Below are 18,609 nucleotides of genomic sequence, written 5' to 3'. Positions count from 1 at the left end.
GCTTACTAAACTTTGTAATGCTATTACAAGTTATTTCTGTAGTTTAGGTACATAGTCGGCGATGCCTCGGGAATTGACACGGGCGGCTAGCCAAGCGCTCAAGTAGTCGAACTACCTACGCACCCCATCTTCGCTACAGGCCGCGCGGTATCGCCGCCAGTAATGCCCGTGTATAGGGGTGCTGGGGATTGCGGTACAGTTCGTCCGAATCGGCCGTTTCGACCACGCTGCCCTGGTGCATCACCATGACCTGGTCGGCGATGTACTTCACCACCGACAGGTCATGCGAAATGAACAGGTAACTCATGCCGTATTCGTCCTGCAGGTCTTGCAGCAGATTGAGCACCTGGGCCTGCACCGAGACATCCAGCGCCGACACCGATTCGTCGCAGACCAGGATGTCCGGCTTCATGGTCAGGCAGCGCGCGATCGCGATGCGCTGGCGCTGGCCGCCGGAAAACTCGTGCGGGTAGCGCTGCAAGGCTCCCGCCGGCAGGCCGACCCGCTCCAGTAATTGCTGGGCCATGGCGCTGCGCTCGCTGTCGCAGGCGCCAATCCGGTGGATGCGCATCGGCTCGAGCAAGATCTGTCCCACCGTAAAGCGCGGATTGAGCGACGCATACGGATTCTGAAAAATGATCTGGATACGCCGCTTGTAGCTCTGGAACTCGCGGTCGGACATGGCCAGCAGGTCTTTACCCTCGAACAGCGCGCTGCCGCCGGTGGCGCGGTGCAGGCGCAGCAGGGTCAGGCCGACGGTGGTCTTGCCCGAGCCGGATTCGCCCACCACGCCCAGGGTCTTGCCGCGCGCCAGCGTGAACGACACATCCTTGACCGCCTGGAACTCGCGCTGTCTAAAGAACCCGTCGCGCGAGTAAAAACTCTTGGCCAGCTTGCGCACCACCAGCAGCGGCTGGTCGCCCGGCGCGCTGCCGCGGGTGCGCTGCGGCAGGACCAGTCCGGCCTGCTCGCCCTGGCCAGAATCATCGTCGATGACCGGCAAGCGCTCGGGCCGCTCGTCAAGCTTCGGGCGGCAGTGCAGCAGCGCGCGCGTGTAGGCATCGCGCGGTGCGCCGAACACCTGGGCGGCAAGCCCCTCTTCCCGCACTTCGCCATGGCGCATCACGATCACGCGGTCGGCGATCTCTGCCACCAGGGCGAGGTCGTGGGTAATGAACAGGACCGACATCCGGTGCTTTTTCTGGAGGCCGGCGATCAACGCCAATATGGTTTTCTGGATGGTGACGTCGAGCGCGGTGGTCGGCTCGTCGGCGATCAGCAGTTTCGGCTCGCAGGCGATCGCCATTGCGATCATTACGCGCTGCTGCTGGCCGCCCGACATCTGGCCGGGGTAGGCGTCGATCTTGGCCGCCGGGTCGGGAATCCCGACTTCGGCCAGCAATGCCAGGGTGCGCGCGCGCGCCTGCCTGGCGCTCATGCCCATGTGCTGGCGCAGCACCTCGCCAATCTGGAAGCCGACCGTGAACACCGGATTGAGCGAAGACATTGGCTCCTGGAAGATCATGGCGATCTCCTTGCCGCACAGCGCGCGCCGCTGCGCGAGCGGCATCCCCAACAGCTCGCGGCCGTCGAAGCGCGCGCTCGACGCCGGATCGATGATGGTGGTCTCCGCCGGCAGCAAGCCCATCAAGGCGAGCGAACTGACCGACTTGCCGCTACCGGATTCGCCCACCAGCGCCACCGTGCTGTTGCTCGGCAGGTCGAACGAGATGCCCTTGACCGCTTCGACGCTGCGCTGCTGATCAAGGCGAAACGAGATGCGCAGGTTGCGCACCTGCAGCAACATGCTGGAATCGGTGGCAGTCATTTCAGTTTGGGGTCCAGTGCATCGCGCAGGGCGTCGGTCAGCAGCGAAAAGGCCGTCATCAGCAGCGCCATCGCGCCCGCCGCCGCCGCCAGTTGCCACCACTTGCCGAGTATGAGTTCGTTCTGCGCCTCGTTGAGCATGCTCCCCCACGATACGGTGCCAACCGGCACCCCAAACCCAAGGAAGGACAAGATCACTTCGGCCTTAATGAAGCCGACCACCAGGATCGACATCTGCACCAGCGCCACGTGCGAGACATTCGGCAGAATGTGGCTGAACATGCGGCGCCAGGCCGAGGCCCCGATGGCGTCGGCCGCCATCACGTATTCGCGCGCCTTGTGCTTGATGTATTCGGCGCGCATCAGGCGGTAGGGCCCGGTCCAGCCGGTCAGGCCGAGGATCAGCACGATCGTCATGACGCCTTTTTGCTGCAACACCGCGGCCACGGTCAGGATCATCAGGATCGACGGAATCGATGTGAAGATGCTGTAGAACCAGTTGAACAGGTCGTCCACGACCCCACCGTAAAAGCCCGACAGCGCGCCGAACAGCGTGCCCAGCGCCACCGCCACCAGCGCCGCCACCAGCCCGACCACGATCGATGTCTCGCCGCCCTTGATGGTTTTCTTGAGCACGTCATGGCCCCATTTATCGGCTCCGAAGGGCAGCGTCAGTGCCTTGATGCGCGGCGCATCGCTGGCACCGACCTGGGCCTTGAGTTCGGCCAGCTCCGCCGCCAGCGGATCGAAGGCATTGGGCGGGGTAGCGCGCGGCAGCTGGGCGGCGGCCAGCGCGCGGGTGTCGGCATCGACGCCCAGGAACGTGGGCGGCGCGTAGTTGACGGCCACTTCGTCTTCCCAGTCGCCCGCGACCAGGCCCAGGCTGGAGAGCACCAGCATCAGCAGAAAGGCAGCCACCACCGCCAGCGCGGCCATCGCGACGCGGTCGGCGCGCAGGCGCCGCCAGGCCAGCGCCCACAGTCCCGGAGAGATCGGGTGCGTCGTCATGTGAGTCGAACCCGGGGGTCGACCACCTGGTACAACAGGTCGGCCAGCAGGTTGAACACCATCGTGGCCGCTGCCACGTACACCGTGATTGCCTTGATCACCGGAAAGTCGCTGCGTTCGACGGCCAGGATCACTTCGCGCCCGATGCCGGGAATGCCAAAGAAACGCTCGAGCAGGAAGGCGCCGATCAGCAGCGCCGGCAGGTTGGCCATGACATGGGTAATGATCGGGATCGCCGCATTGCGCAGCACATGGACCCAGACGATGCGCCGCTCGCTCAATCCCTTGGCGCGCGCGGTGCGCACGTAGTCTTGCCCTGCTTCGTCGAGCACGAAGCTGCGGTACAGGCGCAGGGTCGGGGCGATTGACACCACCAGGCCGATGATGATCGGCAGCATCGCGTAGCGCAGCAGGTTTTCGCCCAGGCTATCGCCCCAGCCCTGCACCGGGAACATCCCCAGCTGATAGGCCAGCACATACTGGAACACGATGATGTAGACCAGGATCGAGACCGACATCCCGACCGTGCAGGCCACCATGATGGCGCGGTCCGTGAGCGAACCGCGCACGAAGGCGATCGCCAGCGCCAGCGCGATGCCGAGCACGGTTTCCAGGATGGTCAGCGGTACCAGCACCGTGAGCGACGGTCCCAGGCGGCTGGCGATGATGTCCGAGACCGGTTCGCCGGTACTCCAGGCATTGCCGAAGTCGAAGGTCAGGATCTGCTGGATGAAGATCCACAGCTGGACCGCATAAGGCTGGTCGGTGCCGAGCTGGCGCCGGATGTTCTCGATGGCAGCGCTGTCGGCCATTTTCCCGGCCAGCAGGTAGGCCGGGTCGCCGCCGACCCAGTTGAACAGCAAGAACACCAGCAGCACGACGCCCGCCATCGTGGGCAGCATCTGCCACAAGCGCCGCAGGATAAAACTCAGCATAGGATGTCCGGAAACAGGTCGTGGAGAGCGGCGCAGCGGTCTCGGGCGCAAAGGCGTAACGATAGCGCATATGGCGCCGGCTTGACAGGCAGCGGAAGGGGATCGGCCAACTGCCCTCCATTCCTTTTCGTGTCCATGCCATAACTCCAAACCGCCGACTTGTACATGATTTTCAACAGCAGTTGTTTTTTTATCCTGAAAAAACATTCTGGTTGACATCGTATGTACGGAATGTTTTTATTGCTGAGTAGTAAAAGATGCCGTTTTTGTATTTCGCACGGCAAAGTGATCGATGCATCTCTGCGGACGTCGTCAAAACAAGAGCCGCGGAGCTTACCTGGGAATTTTCGACATGATGGTGGAAACAGTTATATCTCGCTCGGTTCGATTGATGTTTGCAGGCGGCATGGCATTTGCCGCGACTGCGTATGCGCAAGACGCGCAGCAAGCCCCCGCAGCAGCGGGCCAGACCCTGCAACGGGTGGAGGTGACCGGTTCGCGCATCGCCACCGCCAACCTGGAAAGCATCAGCCCGGTCACCGTGGTCGGCGCCAAGGACATCAAGCTCGAAGGCACGCGCTCGGTCGAGAACCTGCTTAACAACCTGCCACAGGTGTTTGCCGATCAGGGCGGTTCGATCTCGAACGGCTCGTCGGGCACCGCCACCGTCAACCTGCGCAACTTCGGCTCCGACCGCACCCTGGTGCTGGTCAATGGCCGCCGCCTGCCAGCCGGTTCGCCGCGCAATACCGCAGCCGACCTGAACCAGATCCCGGCTTCGCTGATCAAGCGCGTCGAAGTGCTCACCGGCGGCGCCTCGGCCATTTACGGCTCGGACGCGGTCGCAGGTGTCGTCAACTTCATCATGAACGACAGTTTCCAGGGCGTGCAACTGGAAGCCAACTACGGGTTCTACAACCACCAGCAAAACGGCGGCATGGCTGCCGAGGCGTCGAAGCGCCGCAATTTCCCGCTGCCGGACGACAAGGGCGCCGACGGCAAGGTCAAGGACGCGACCCTGCTGTTGGGCGGCAACTTCGCTGAAGGCCGCGGCAATTCGGTCGCCTTCTTCGGCTACAAGAAAGAAGACGCGCTGCTGCAGTCGGAGCGCGATTTCTCGGCCTGCTCGTTGGGCGGCTTCAGCTCGAACGAACGCTTCAATTGCGGCGGTTCCGGCACCAGCTTCCCGGGCCGCTTCTTCACCGCTGCCGGCCAGCGCACCGTGGCTGATGCCAGTGGCAACACCCGCCCGTATGTGGCCGCCACCGACCAGTACAACTTCGGTCCTCTGAACTATTTCCGCCGCCCGTCGGAGCGCTATACCTTCAGTAACTTCAGCCGCTTCGACATCAGCGACCAGATGCGCCTGTACACCGAAGCGAGCTTCCACGACGACAGCACCGTGGCGCAGATCGCACCATCGGGCCTGTTCGGCTTTGACGCCTCGGGCGCCAATGCCATTCGCTTTGAAAACCCGCTCCTGTCGCCGGCCTGGCGCCGCGACCTCGGCCTGAACGCGCCGGGCGACACGGCCGACACGCTGATCTTCCGTCGCAACGTCGAAGGCGGCGGCCGCCGCGACGACCAGCGCCACACCTCGTACCGCGGCGTCGTTGGCGTCAAGGGCGATGTCGGCAACTGGAACTACGACGTCTTCGCCCAGATGGGCAAGGTGCTGTACTCGGAAACCTACCAGAACGATTTCTCGATCCAGCGCACCGGCCGTGCACTCGATGTGGTCACCGGCGCCAATGGCCAACCGGTATGCCGCAGCGTCGTCACCGGCAGCGATCCGAACTGCGTCCCGTACAACATCTGGTCGCTGGGCAAAGTATCGCCAGAAGCCCTGAAGTACCTGCAGACCCCTGGCTTCCAGAAGGGCAGCACCTCGCAGTCGGTGCAGGGCATCAACCTGTCGACCGATCTCGGCGAATACGGCATCAAGCTGCCGACCAGCAAGGACGGGATCGGCATCGCCTTCGGCTGGGAACATCGCACTGAAAAGCTCGACCTCCAGACCGACACCGCCTTCGAAACCGGCGACCTGGCAGGCCAGGGCGGCCCGACCCTGGGCGTAGCCGGCCAGTTCAGCGTGCGCGACTACTACGCCGAAGCACGCGTGCCGGTGCTGGAAAAAATGCCGTTTGCCGACGCCTTGACCCTGACCGCGTCGTACCGCAAGTCGGACTACTCGACCGGCCAGAACACCAGCTCGTATGGTCTGGGCGCAGAGTGGGCCCCGGTGCAGGCAGCCAAGGTGCGCTTCAGCTACCAGCGCGCGGCGCGCGCGGCCAACGTGGTCGAACTGTTCACCCCTCAGGGCCTGAGCCTGTACAGCATGTCGGGCGATCCATGTGCCGGCGCTACGCCGACGGCAAGCCTGGCCCAGTGCGCCCGCACCGGCGTGACCGCGGCCCAGTATGGCCGGATCGAGGATAGCCCGGCGCAGCAGTACAACCAGATCACCGGCGGCAACACCAACCTGGCACCGGAAGAATCGGATTCGTACACGCTGGGCCTGGTCCTGACCCCGATGCGCAACCTGAGCCTGACGATCGACGCCTTCGACATGAAGGTCACCGGTGTGATCGATGGCTCGCCTGCGGCCACCACCCTGACCCAGTGCCTCCAGACTGGCGCTGCGGACTTCTGCTCGCTGGTCACCCGTGACCGCCTGGGCACCCTGTGGGCCCTGAACGAAGCGAACATCATCGCCACCAACCAGAACCTGGGCATGCGTTCGACCCGCGGCATCGACCTGGGCGCGAACTACGGCTACAAGATGGGCGGCTGGGGCAGCCTGGACCTGTCGCTGATCGGCACCTACCTGGATGAGTTCAAGCAGGAAGACTTCCCCGGTTCGGGCCAGTACGACTGCGCCGGCCTGCATGGCGCCAACTGCGGCATTCCACTGCCAAAGTGGCGTCACAAGGTACGCGCCGTGTGGGGCACCCCATGGCAGGGCCTGGAGCTGGGCGTGACCTGGCGCCATGTCAACGAAGTCAAGCTCGATGCGACCAGCGACAACGATCTGCTCAAGGGCAGCTTCAAGACCGTCGATGCCAAGCTCAGCGCTCGTGACTACATCGACTTCGTCGGCCAGTGGACGGCTACCAAGAACCTGACCCTGCGCGCTGGTATCAACAATGCGCTGGACCGCGATCCGCCGCTGTCGGGCGTGACTGCCGCCACCTTCGGCAACGGCAATACCTACCCGCAGGTGTATGACGCCCTGGGCCGTCATATCTTCCTGAACCTGACCGCCAAGTTCTAAACCGGCCAGTCACATGACAACGGCGCATCCGGGACTACCGGATGCGCCGTTTTTTCATGGGCCGGAAAAAACCGTGTATCAGCCGCCTCTTTATTCGCGCCGCAGGCGCCGCTGCACGACCGCCGCCGCCAGGCCGTCGAGCACGCCGATCGTGGTCTGCCAGTCGATGCAGCCATCGGTCACCGACTGGCCGTACACCAGCTCCCTGCCCGGCACCAGGTCCTGGCGCCCCGCCACCAGGTGCGATTCGATCATCACCCCAACGATGCGGTCGTCGCCTTGCGCGATCTGGGCCGCGATGTCGGCGCACACCGGTACCTGGTTTTGCGGGTCCTTGCTGCTGTTGGCGTGCGAAGCGTCGATCATCAGGCGACTGGCCAGGCCGTTGGCGGCCAACTGCACGCAGGCTTGCTCGACACTGGCCGCGTCATAGTTGGGCGCCTTGCCGCCGCGCAAAATAATATGGCAGTCTTCGTTGCCGGCGGTTGAGACGATTGCCGAATGCCCTCCTTTGGTAACAGACAAGAAATGGTGTGGCTGCGAGGCCGCCTTGATGGCGTCGGCCGCGATCTTGATGTTGCCGTCCGTGCCGTTCTTGAAGCCGACCGGACAGGACAGCCCCGAGGCCAGCTCGCGGTGCACCTGGGATTCGGTGGTGCGGGCGCCGATCGCGCCCCAGCTGATCAGGTCGGCGATGTACTGCGGGCTGATCACGTCGAGAAATTCGGTGCCGGCGGGCAGGCCCAGCTCGTTGATGCCGCGCAGCAGCTCGCGCGCCATGCGCAAACCGTCGTTGATGCGGAAGCTGTTGTCCATGTACGGGTCGTTGATCATGCCCTTCCAGCCCACCGTGGTGCGCGGCTTCTCGAAATACACCCGCATCACGATCTCGAGCTCGCCAGCCAGGCGCTGGCGCAGCGGCGCCAGCAGCCGCGCATACTCGAGCGCGGCCTGGTGGTCGTGGATCGAACAGGGACCGACCACCACCATCACGCGGTCGTCCTGGCCGTGCAGGATGCGGTGCAGCGCCACGCGCGCGCTGGCCGCGGTCTGCTCGGCCGCCGGCGTGACCGGAAACTCGCGGATCAGGTGCGAGGGCGGCGTCAGTTCCTTCATTTCGCGGATGCGTAGGTCGTCGGTGCGGGGCATGCTGTACTCCGTGTGATATGTCTGAAAACTGGAAACTGAAAACAAAAAACCGCCATCGCTGGCGGTTTGTCTGGATTGCATCGGACTGTTCTGCTGTCGCGTGAACCTGCCGCTACTCCACCGCCAAGGGGCTGGAATGGCCAACATAAAAATAGCAGGTAAAGAAAACGTGCTGGCGCATGCAATTCCATCTTGGCCGGTCGGCCGTGTCTTGTTTGACTATAACAATATAGCATCGAGCTTGGCAAGCGACTTCTCCGCCGCTGCCCGAGCGTCTTGCCCTTGCGGGCAAGCGCATCTCAGCCCGTGCCACCCACCGTCACGCCATCGATGCGCAGTGTCGGCTGCCCGACGCCGACCGGCACGCTCTGGCCTTCCTTGCCACACACGCCCACACCCGAATCCAGGCGCATGTCGTTGCCGATCATCGAAATATTGTTCATCACCTCAGGACCATTGCCGATCAGGGTCGCACCCTTGACCGGGTAGGTGATCTTGCCATTTTCGATCATGTAGGCTTCGCTGGCCGAGAACACGAATTTGCCATTGGTGATGTCAACCTGCCCGCCGCCGAAATTGACCGCATACAGGCCGTTTTTCACCGAAGCCAGGATTTCTTCCGGATCCTTGTCGCCAGCAAGCATATAGGTATTGGTCATGCGCGGCATCGGCAGGTGGGCGAACGATTCGCGGCGCGCATTGCCGGTGACCGGCATCTTCATCAGGCGCGCGTTCATCGTGTCCTGGATATAGCCTTTCAGGATGCCGTCCTCGATCAGCGTGGTGCACTGGGTCGGGTTGCCTTCGTCGTCCATGTTGAGCGAACCGCGGCGATCCTGCAAGGTGCCGTCGTCGACCACGGTGACGCCCTTGGCGGCGACACGTTCGCCGATGCGGCCGGCGTAGGCCGACGAACCCTTGCGGTTGAAGTCGCCCTCGAGGCCGTGGCCCACCGCCTCGTGCAGCAGCACCCCGGGCCAGCCCGGTCCGAGCACGATGGTCATCGGACCGGCCGGTGCCGGACGCGCGTCCAGGTTGACGCAGGCCGATTTGACCGCTTCGGTCGCATACTGGTCGAGCAGTTCGTCGCTGAAATAGCCGTAGTCGTAACGCCCGCCGCCGCCGGCCGAACCGACTTCGCGCCGGCCGTTGTGTTCGGCGATCACGGTGACCGAGACGCGCACCAGCGGACGGATATCGGCCGCCAGCACACCGTCGCTACGCACCACCAGCACCACGTCGTACTCGCCGGCCAGGCCGGCCATCACCTGCACCACGCGCGGATCCTTGGCACGCGCCATTTTCTCGACGCGCTCGAGCAAGCGTACTTTTTCGGTGGCGTCGAGCGAAGCGAGCGGATCGTGCGGCAGGTAAAGCGAGCGGCCGCCGGTCGGGCGCGCCGCCGTGGCGATCTTGATCTTGCCGGACCCGGCGCGCGCAATCGTACGGGTTGCCGCTGCAGCATCGAGCAGCGCCGCTTCCGAAATATCGTCGGAATACGAAAAGGCAGTGCGATCACCCGACACGGCGCGCACGCCGACGCCCTGGTCGATCGAGAAGCTGCCGGTCTTGACGATGCCTTCTTCCAGGCTCCAGCCCTCGCTCTTGGTGAACTGGAAATACAGGTCGGCATAGTCGACCTTGTGCGTAAACATCGACCCCAACGCACTGAGCAGCTTGCCCTCGTCGAGGCCGAATGGCGTCAGCAGCACATCGCGCGCAACCGCCAGGGAGGAAAGGTTCGGTTCGAATGGTTTCATTTTGTGTTCGGTGTTCGTAGGGAGAAGCCATTGTGCCATATCCCGCCGCGACGTACCCGACGCAGCCCGTTCCCGACCTGCCATGCAAAACCAATGAGGGTCAGAGTTAAATTATTTGCCAAGATCTTCTGCTCTCTATACCAGAAGCTTGAAATCTGTCTCGTCGCCAACTAACTCAAATCAGTTGAAAAATAATTCGACTCTGACCCTCATTGCCGGCGCGGGCAGCCCATGCCTTTTAATAAGGGTTTAATGAGGGTCAGAGTCGAATTGTTTACCAAGATCTGAGAATCAATTGCAGGTAGCGAAGAAACATTGACCGAGGGTAGTTGATAGCAGGCTCTTGGTGAATAATTCAACTCTGACCCTAATTGCGCCCTAATTGCGGGGCTTTTTGCGGCTGGCTGGCGGAGCTGCGGTTAGAGCTTGCGGTGTTTGAGGGCTGGCAGGCTTTCACGTACGCTTGCCAGGAAGGTCGCATCGAGCTCGCCCTTGACGACGCCCTCGCCTTCGCGCAGCACCGCCTTGACCTCGCCCCAAGGGTCAACCAGCATGCTGTGGCCGAAGGTGCGGCGGCCGTTGGTGTGCGTGCCGCCCTGCGCCGAGGCCAGCACGTAGCACTGGTTTTCGATCGCGCGGGCGCGCAGTAGCACTTCCCAGTGCGCCAGGCCGGTGGTGTGGGTGAATGCGGCCGGCACCACGATCAGGGCGCATTCGCCCATGGCGCGGTACAGCTCGGGAAAGCGCAGGTCGTAGCAGACCGACAGGCCGACACGGCCGAATGGGGCGTCGAAGCTGCCCACTGACTCGCCCGGCACGATGGTGCGCGCCTCGTCGTAGGATTCGCTGCCCTTGTTGAAGCCGAACAGGTGGATCTTGTCGTAGCGGCTGGCGGTCTCGCCCTGCGGGTTGTAAACAAGCGTGGTGTTGAGCACTTTACCGGCATCGGGCGACACCAACGGCAGCGTGCCGCCGACCAGCCAGATACCATGGTCGCGCGCCAGGCCGGCCATGCAGTCCTGGATCGGCCCCCTGCCATGCTGCTCGGCGTGGGCCACCTTGTCGCTGTCGCTCATGCCCATGATCGGCCAGTATTCCGGCAGCACCACGAATGACGCGCCCTGGTCCACGGCCTGCGCCACCAGCCGGCGCGCGGTGGCCAGGTTCTCGTTCACATTGGGGGTCGATACCATCTGTACCGCGGCAACGGTGACCATATTCATTCCTTTCGTGCGTTGACGCGCGCGGCGGCGGGCGCCGGCTGCGGGTGATCGAGCTTGACCACGGTCGGGGATTTCCATGGTCCCGAAATATTCATCTGGTAGGTCAGCGCCTTCATTACCGGCGCGCGCAGGAACAGCTGCGCCAGGAAGCTGCCCAGGCCAATGACCGGGTTAACCGCCAGTCCGTACACCAGCGGCCCGGTGCCGAGGTTGAACTCGGGGATCACGACCACGCGCAAATTGGTGGTTTCGTTCGCGATGTCGGCGCTACCGTCCATCAGGATGGTCGCCGCCACACCGTGCATCTTCAGATTATCGGTACGCAGCACGCCGCGCTGGATCAGCGCATTGGCGCTGATGCCGTCGAAGGCCAGGCCTTGCGAGAACACGTCATGGAAGTCGAGCTTGAGCAGGCGTGGCAGCGCCTGCAGGCTCAGTACGCCCAGCAGCTTGGCCGCGCCCGGGTCCTGTTTCAGGAATTGGCCCGATTCGACATTCATCTCGATCTGCCCCGACAGACTCGGGATGTCCAGCGCATACGGCAGCCCGCTCCACGAGATATCACCGGACATCTTGCCCGTGCCGCGGCGTAGCGTCTCGGGAAAGCCGAGGCGGTCGAGCAGCTTGCCGGCGTCGTCGATGTCGAGCTTGAAGTTCAGGCTGGTGTTGCTCTTGCCGTCCTTGGTCAGCCAGCGCCCGTTGGCCGTGAGCTGGCCCTCGGGATTGTGCAAATTAAGGCGGCTGATGCGCCACTCGCGCCCGGCCAGCGCCTGCACGTTGCTGGCCTGTAGTTCAAGGCGGCCGAGGCGCTTGTCGAACACCTGGAAATGCTCGGCCACGATGTCGAGCGAAGGGATGGTGGCGGTCGCGCCCTGGCTCGATTCGAGCAGGTGTTTCACGTCGTCTTCGCTGGACTCGGGAATCACCAGCGAAGCCAGCCGCGCGGTCACCTTGCCCAGGCCCTGGCCGCTGCCGGATGCGGCCCAGGTCACGTAGCCACTGACCTGGCGCGAGTTCAGGCTGGCCTGCCAGGTGTCTTTCAGACGCGTCGCGCCCAGCACCACGTCGGCCAGGCGCCGCTCGCCAACCGTCAGTTCGGCAACGCGGCCGGCGATCAGGTCGGGCAGTACGTATTGCGCAGCCTCGGCGCCGGCACCCGTCGGGGCCGCGGCGCTACCAGGCGCGCCCCCGGCTCCGGCGATCTCCTTGCCGGCCGCGATCCATGCGTCCACGTTCAGGGCGCGCATGTCCACATGGATCGCGGTGCCGCTGTCGGGCAGCGGGGCCGGCACCTTGACGCCGATGCCGCCGCGCCGTACCAGCCACGGACCGCGCCCCTGCTTCTCGCGCAGGTAGCGCGCCGCCACCTCCTGGCCCAGCGCGATCCGGATCTCGTCGCGTGCCAGTCCGTCCACGGTCGGTTCACCCACCAGGGTGAAGCGCAGCGGCAGGGTAGTGGCCTGTGGTTTGTTAAGGGGGGCCGGCAATTCCAGGCCAAGGCCCGCCAGGCTCGATTCGAGCGTGACGCTGCGCCGGCCATCGCGCACCGTCACCGCACCGGCATACGGCGTGCTGCCCGACAGGCGCGCCCCCAGGCGCTGCAGCGCCGGTGCCGGCGCCGCGCGGCGCATGCCGTCGGCCGACAGGGTGCCTCCGAGGCGGATCGCAATGCTGCCGTCTTTTTGCGTGCCGCCGGACAGCGCCAGCGGCCCGCCCAGGAAACTGGCGCTCACGCCATTGAGGTTGACGCCATGCTCCCAGAAATCGATGCGCCCCAGTGCCGCCTGCAGCGGCGGCAGTTCCGGGAACAGGCTGATCTCATTGCCCAGCAATTGCAGGCTGCCGGTCACCTTGGTATCGGCAAGGTGGGCGAGCGGCATGCGCAGCTTCAGGCTCAGGCGCGCGTTGCCGCTGGCGCGGGTGTCATCGGTGAAGTGGCCGATCCATTCCGGTACCGGACTGGCCGCCACGTAGTTCAGGAATTCCTGCAGCGTCCCGGCGGCCATGCCATCGATCTCCAGCATCTTGCGTTCGCCCGCGCCAAGGTCGGGGATGACGGCCTTTACCTTCGACAGCGTCACACCCATGCTGCGCAGTCGGTCGCCGCGAATCTCCATGCGCGCGCGGTCGAACTCGATGCGGCCATCGATGTTTTCGGCAAGTGGCCACAACGGGCTGCCGTCGAACCGGCGCTGTCCCGGCACATAGTCGAGCCGCGCGTCGTCGAGGCGCCCGGCGACGCGGAATTCGCCGCGCGCGCGTTCCGATGCAATGCTGGCCCGGAACGGGAAATGCGCCAGGTCGCCGCGCAGGCGCAGCGTAGCATCGCGCAGCATGCCGCCCTGCAGCGCCCCGCTCAGCCAGTCGCGCAGGCCCCCGGGCGTGGCCAGCGGCAGGAAGCGCCAAATCTCGCCAAGGGCAAGGCCGTCGATCCTGCCGGTAAAATCGGCCACGCCGGGACCGGAACCGGCCCCGATCCCTGAGGCCAGCGGCAGCACGTGGCGTCCCGCCAGCTGGCCGCTCAGGGCGCCCTGAGCAAACTGCAGGTTGTCCACCTCGACCAGCAACTGGCGTCCCGCGTCGTGGGTCCAGCGCGCCTTGAGCGCCAGCCGGTCGAGCGGCAGCATCGGCTCGGCGAACCAGGCCGGCAGCAGCAGCACCGCTGCCTGCGCATCGACCTTCACGCTGCCGCCACGTTCGGTGGCGTCGATGCTGCCGCTCAGGTTCTGGAAGCCGGGGGTGGCCGGACGGGCGGGCAGCGCCGGCTGGCCCGCGCGCGCTGGCTGGGCGGCCCGCGCCGGGCGCGCATCGAGCGCCAGCCCCGCCACCTCGCCGCGCACCCGGAACGAACGCAGCGCCGGATAGCGCCCTTCCCATTCGGCCGCCAGGTCGAGCACGCGCCCGCGCGGCGCGTAATCGGCCAGCATCTGGCGCTGCTGCGGCGGCAGCGGCAGGTAGCCCGCCAGCGCCGACAGCGCGCCGATGTCGAGACGGCGGGCTTTCAGTTCGCCCTGCTCGGCCCGGCCCGGCCGCGCCGGGCGCCAGCTCTGTTCGAGCGTCGCTGGCGGCAGCAGGCGCCCATCGCGGGTCGTCACCGAAAAATCGGTCAGGCTTACGGTATGGCCGTGTGCGCCAAATGTGGGTTTGCCCAGGTCGGTACCAGGCAGCATGTCTTCGCGCGCGGCGAGGCGTCCGCGCACCTGCGCCAGCTCGAGCGGCGCCAGCGCTGTCCCGAGCCTGGCATTGACGTCGGCCAGCGCCAGGTCGGCCGTGAACCCTGCCACCCGGGCGTGGTCGAAATTGAGCCAGGCGCGCACCGAGCCGCGGCCGCTGGCCAGCTCGAAAGGCATCTCTACATGGTGTTTCCAGGCCGCCAGGTCGGCGTCGCGCAGGTCGGCATACAGTTCGCCTTTCCAGCGCGCGACATCCGACGGGCGCTCGCCGAACCGGTGCCGAAAACGTGCGCGCACGTCAAGCTGGCCGCCCAGCGCGCGCGGCGGGGTGGCGCGCAGCGCGAACCGGTGGCCACCGCCAAACCGGTTCAGCAGCGCCATCGTGACCCCGTCCAGCGCCAGGGTCGGCCGGCCGCGCAATTCGTCGGTCCAGTCGACCCGGCCTTCCCGGATCACGATTTCGCGCTGGCGCAGCAGCCAGTCGGCGCCGCTGCCATCGTCGCGCCGGGACGGGTCGAGCCGCACGCCGGCCACCGTCAGCACGCCGTCCGCTCCGCGCCGCACGTCCAGCTGCGGACGGCTTACCTCGAGCGTGTGCAGGCGTGGCTCGAAGGCGGCCAGGCTCCACCACGACAGGGTGGCGGCTACGTCGGGCAGCGCCAGCACCTGGCGCCCGTGCGGATCGATCAGGCGCACGTCCGCCAGGTGCAGCGCCGGATGGATGCCCTGCCAGGATGCAGACAATTGCGCGATCGTGACCCGGCTGCCGAGCGCGCGCCCGGCGGCGGCCTCGATGTCGCCTTTATATAGATCGATGTTGGGGAGGACGGCGTAGCGCAACACCAAGAACAGCACGGCCAACGCAAAATAGATGAACAGCACCAGCTTGACCGTGAAACCCAGGACATGGTGCGACGCCCGGTTCGCATAGCGATAGGCCGCGCCCAGGCGCCGCCAGCGCGCGCCGAGCGGCAGGGCCTGCCCGTCCTGGCCTTGCACCGCCTGCGGTTCCGGATTGTCCATCAAGGTACTCAACAAAGACCGCCGTATATTAATTCTTTGATAACAGATCGCTTGCAAGGGTTGCGGCGACTACCTTACCATCATGCTGAGCGGGGCAGCACGGCGGGCAATTCTACCGCACGATGCCTGCCTGACCGCAAAACCGGACGGCACAACCCTCATTGCATCGGACACCATGCTCCCAACTTCGCCAGCAGCCGGTACGCCGGCGCCCCAGTCGCCGGACGATTCGCCCGAACCGGCGTCATCCCGCTCCCGCTTCTTGCAGCGCTGGCTCGGCGCCGATCCGGCCCGCCCTGCCCAGCTCGCCAGCTTCGCCGGATCATCGCTGGCCGAGGCAGACCTTCAAGCGGCCCTGGCACGCGAGCTCGGCACCGGGCTGCCGCTGCCGCGCGCGATGCGGCGCCTGCGCAATCTCTTGATCTGCGCGATCATCCGACGCGACCTCCAAGGCCAGGCCGACCTGGACGAGGTGGTGACGGCCATGACCCGCTTTGCCGACTTCGCCATTCGCACCCACGTGGCGGCCCTGGCCGACGAACTCGCCGCCATCCATGGCATGCCAATCGGAGAAGAATCCGGCCGCCCCCAGCACCTGATCGTGCTTTCCATGGGCAAGGGCGGGGGTGGCGAACTGAATGTTTCGTCCGACATCGACCTGATTTTCGTCTACCCGGAAGACGGCGATACCGCGGCCGGCCCGGGCCAGCGCCAGCTGTCCAATCACGAATTCTTCGTGCGCCTCGGGCGCAAACTGATCGCCGCGCTGTCGGAAGTCATCGAAGATGGGTTTACTTTCCGCGTCGACATGGCGCTGCGCCCCAATGGAAATTCGGGGCCGCTCGCGGCCAGCCTCAACATGGTCGAGGAATACCTGATTGTTCAGGGCCGCGAATGGGAGCGCTACGCCTGGGTCAAGGCGCGCGCGGTCACCGGCGAGCGTGACGACATCGCCGCGCTCGACGCGATCGCCCGCCCTTTCGTGTTCCGGCGCTATCTCGATTTCGGGGTGATCGACGCGATCCGCAACATGCACGCCCAGATCCGCGCCGAGGTCAAGCGCCAGGAACGCCTGCATCCCGAACGCAGCCACAACGTCAAGCTCGGGCGCGGCGGCATCCGCGAGATCGAATTCCTGGCCCAGGTCTTCCAGCTGATCCGCGGCGGGCGCGACCCGGCGCTGCGCGAGCGCTCTACCCGCGCCACGCTGCGCCTGCTGGCCGAGCGCGAACTGCTGCCGATCGAGGCCGTCGAGCGCCTGCTCCAGGCCTATGATTTCTTGCGCAACCTGGAACACCGCCTGCAATACCTGGACGACGCCCAGACCCATACCCTGCCCGCCAGCGACGACGACCGCGCCATCGTCGCCCGCATGATGGGCCTGCCCGACGTCCCAAGCCTGCTCGATCGTCTCGACGCGCAGCGCAGCTATGTCGCCGCCCAGTTCGACGCGATCTTCGCCGACAAGCTCGAGAACGCAGACCCAGTGCTGCCCTCGCTGGCCGACGATCCAGAGAACCGCGACGCCATCGCTGCCCGCCTGCTCGAGCTCGGCTACGACGACCCCGGCGCGGCCGCCGCCCGGCTGGTCGCCACGCTGCGGGGGCCGCGCCTGGCGGCCCTGCCCGACGCCAGCCGCGCCCGCCTGCTGGCGCTGGCCGACGCCGCGCTTGGCCAGATTGCCACCGTGGTGCACGATGCCGGCATTGGCAGCCATGCCGCGACGCTCGGACGCCTGCTCGACTTCTTCGAGGCCATCGCGCGCCGCTCGGCCTACCTGTCGCTGCTGACCGAATATCCGCACACCCTCGAACGGGTGATCCGGATGATCAATGCCAGCGGCTGGGCCGCGACTTTCCTGACCGGGCACCCGATCCTGCTCGACGAACTGCTCGACGACCGCAACGAGGGCGCGGGTGATCCTGGCCAGCTCGCCCAGCTGGCCACTGGCCTCGACGCCCAGCTGCTCGAAGCGGCCGGCGATACCGAACGCCAGCTCGACATCCTGCGCGAAGCCCACCATGCGCAGCTGTTCCGGCTGCTGGCGCTGGACCTGGCCGGCGAGCTGTCGGTCGAGCGCCTGGCCGACCATTTGTCGGCGCTGGCCGATGCCATCGTCGGCGCCACGGTGCGCCACGCCTGGCGCACCGTGGCCAGCCGCCACCGCGAAGAACCGCGCTTTGCCGTCATCGCCTACGGCAAGCTCGGCGGCAAGGAACTCGGCTATGTCTCCGACCTCGACGTGATCTTCCTGTTCGACGACGACGACGACATGGCGCCGTCCAACTACGCCCGGCTGGCGCAGCGCTTCATTACCTGGAACACGGCGCACACGGCGGCCGGCATCCTGTTCGATATCGACACCGCGCTGCGACCGGACGGCGCCAGCGGCATGCTGGTGTCCTCGCTGGCCGCCTTCGAGCGCTACCAGACCGGCTCGGCCTGGATCTGGGAACACCAGGCCCTGACGCGGGCGCGCTTTTGCGCTGGCGACACCGCCATCGGCGCACGTTTCGAGGCCATCCGCGAAGCCGTGCTGCGCAAGGACCGCAGTGGCGACGAAGCCAGGCTCAAGGACGAAGTGCGCGCCATGCGCAAGCGCATGCACGACGCCAGCGTCAACCGCGACGCGCTGTTCGACCTGAAAGGCGACCCGGGCGGCATGATCGACATCGAATTCATCGTCCAGTACCTGGTACTGCGCCATGCGGCCACCTACGCGCAATTGACCATCAACACCGGCAACATCGCCCTGCTGCGACTGTGCGGCGAACTGGGCCTGATCGATCCAGACCTGGGGCGCGCCGTGGCCGACGCCTACCGCGCCATGCGCCGGCTGCAGCACCAGGTGCGCCTGCAGGGCAAGGAGCGGGCCCGGGTCGAGCGCAGCCTGCTGGGCAGCCATCCGGACAACGTGCTGCGCCTCTGGAATGCCTGCCTCGGCGACCAGCCCGATGCCGCGTCTGGCGCGCCCTTCACGACACCTGCCCCCGACTGACCAATGCTAGTTGTTTGCCCTTGCCGTGGCCTGCCAGCCTTGCTGACTTGCAGGTCAGAGATTTCCTTCTATTAATTGTTGTTTTTCGAACAGATTACCGCTGCCGTCGCATTGACACATATCAACTCCAAATGATCTGATACATATCTGTATGTACCAGATCAACAACGCTACCCGCGAGGTGCTGGTCGCACAGCTCGGCCCTTTCTAAAACAAGCGCGCCCCACCCCGGGAAGCGC

At 65.5% G+C, this 18,609-nt stretch carries 9 protein-coding genes; 2 read left to right on the top strand and 7 right to left on the bottom strand.

Features of this window, described 5'->3' with window-relative positions; all coding sequences use genetic code 11:
- Positions 1-133: 133 nt before the first annotated feature.
- Genes NRS07_RS06040 through NRS07_RS06030 form a run of 3 tightly spaced genes read right to left on the bottom strand, consistent with a single transcriptional unit; the run spans position 134 to position 3,770 of the window.
- Positions 134-1,828 (bottom strand): ABC transporter ATP-binding protein, encoded by a 1,695-nt coding sequence (locus NRS07_RS06040; RefSeq protein WP_259211817.1) that lies wholly within the window; start codon positions 1,826-1,828, stop codon positions 134-136.
- Complete coding sequence (locus NRS07_RS06035; protein WP_259211815.1) at positions 1,825-2,835, bottom strand: ABC transporter permease; 1,011 nt, start codon at positions 2,833-2,835, stop codon at positions 1,825-1,827. The genes NRS07_RS06040 and NRS07_RS06035 overlap by 4 nt, the downstream gene beginning before the upstream one ends.
- Positions 2,832-3,770, bottom strand: a complete 939-nt coding sequence (locus tag NRS07_RS06030; protein ID WP_259211814.1) for an ABC transporter permease — start codon at positions 3,768-3,770, stop codon at positions 2,832-2,834. The genes NRS07_RS06035 and NRS07_RS06030 overlap by 4 nt, the downstream gene beginning before the upstream one ends.
- 406 nt (positions 3,771-4,176) lie before the next feature.
- Between NRS07_RS06030 and NRS07_RS06025 the strand changes: the two genes are divergently transcribed.
- Positions 4,177-7,044: a TonB-dependent receptor domain-containing protein gene (locus NRS07_RS06025; RefSeq protein ID WP_259211813.1), complete on the top strand. Its 2,868-nt coding sequence runs from the start codon at positions 4,177-4,179 to the stop codon at positions 7,042-7,044.
- Between the two features lie 90 nt (positions 7,045-7,134).
- Here NRS07_RS06025 and aroG read toward each other — a convergent pair whose 3' ends face one another.
- The 4 genes from aroG to NRS07_RS06005 all read right to left on the bottom strand — a co-directional run bounded on the left by aroG (position 7,135) and on the right by NRS07_RS06005 (position 15,372).
- On the bottom strand, positions 7,135-8,193 hold the full coding sequence (gene aroG / locus NRS07_RS06020; RefSeq protein WP_259211812.1) for a 3-deoxy-7-phosphoheptulonate synthase AroG: 1,059 nt from the start codon (positions 8,191-8,193) through the stop codon (positions 7,135-7,137).
- A gap of 299 nt (positions 8,194-8,492) precedes the next feature.
- On the bottom strand, positions 8,493-9,953 hold the full coding sequence (tldD, locus tag NRS07_RS06015) for a metalloprotease TldD (RefSeq protein WP_259211810.1): 1,461 nt from the start codon (positions 9,951-9,953) through the stop codon (positions 8,493-8,495).
- A 419-nt stretch (positions 9,954-10,372) separates the two neighbouring features.
- Complete coding sequence (locus NRS07_RS06010; protein WP_259211808.1) at positions 10,373-11,170, bottom strand: carbon-nitrogen hydrolase family protein; 798 nt, start codon at positions 11,168-11,170, stop codon at positions 10,373-10,375.
- Between the two features lie 2 nt (positions 11,171-11,172).
- Positions 11,173-15,372 (bottom strand): YhdP family protein, encoded by a 4,200-nt coding sequence (locus tag NRS07_RS06005; protein WP_259211806.1) that lies wholly within the window; start codon positions 15,370-15,372, stop codon positions 11,173-11,175.
- Positions 15,373-15,547: 175 nt separating this feature from the next.
- Between NRS07_RS06005 and glnE the strand changes: the two genes are divergently transcribed.
- Positions 15,548-18,370, top strand: coding sequence for a bifunctional [glutamate--ammonia ligase]-adenylyl-L-tyrosine phosphorylase/[glutamate--ammonia-ligase] adenylyltransferase (gene glnE, locus NRS07_RS06000; RefSeq protein WP_259211803.1), 2,823 nt, complete (start codon positions 15,548-15,550; stop codon positions 18,368-18,370).
- Positions 18,371-18,609: the final 239 nt, after the last annotated feature.

This window comes from Massilia sp. H6, from assembly GCF_024802625.1.
GTDB lineage: Bacteria > Pseudomonadota > Gammaproteobacteria > Burkholderiales > Burkholderiaceae_D > Telluria.
This window is presented reverse-complemented; position numbering and strand designations above follow the sequence as displayed.

Excerpts from the sequence above, each read along its gene's own strand:
- NRS07_RS06010 (WP_259211808.1), bottom strand. The coding sequence starts at position 11,170 with ATGGTCACCGTTGCCGCGGTACAGATGGTATCGACCCCCAATGTGAAC.
- aroG (WP_259211812.1), bottom strand. The coding sequence starts at position 8,193 with ATGCCCCGCACCGACGACCTACGCATCCGCGAAATGAAGGAACTGACG.
- glnE (WP_259211803.1), top strand. The coding sequence starts at position 15,548 with ATGCTCCCAACTTCGCCAGCAGCCGGTACGCCGGCGCCCCAGTCGCCG.
- NRS07_RS06040 (WP_259211817.1), bottom strand. The coding sequence starts at position 1,828 with ATGACTGCCACCGATTCCAGCATGTTGCTGCAGGTGCGCAACCTGCGC.
- NRS07_RS06030 (WP_259211814.1), bottom strand. The coding sequence starts at position 3,770 with ATGCTGAGTTTTATCCTGCGGCGCTTGTGGCAGATGCTGCCCACGATG.
- NRS07_RS06005 (WP_259211806.1), bottom strand. The coding sequence starts at position 15,372 with ATGGACAATCCGGAACCGCAGGCGGTGCAAGGCCAGGACGGGCAGGCC.
- NRS07_RS06025 (WP_259211813.1), top strand. The coding sequence starts at position 4,177 with ATGGCATTTGCCGCGACTGCGTATGCGCAAGACGCGCAGCAAGCCCCC.
- tldD (WP_259211810.1), bottom strand. The coding sequence starts at position 9,953 with ATGAAACCATTCGAACCGAACCTTTCCTCCCTGGCGGTTGCGCGCGAT.
- NRS07_RS06035 (WP_259211815.1), bottom strand. The coding sequence starts at position 2,835 with ATGACGACGCACCCGATCTCTCCGGGACTGTGGGCGCTGGCCTGGCGG.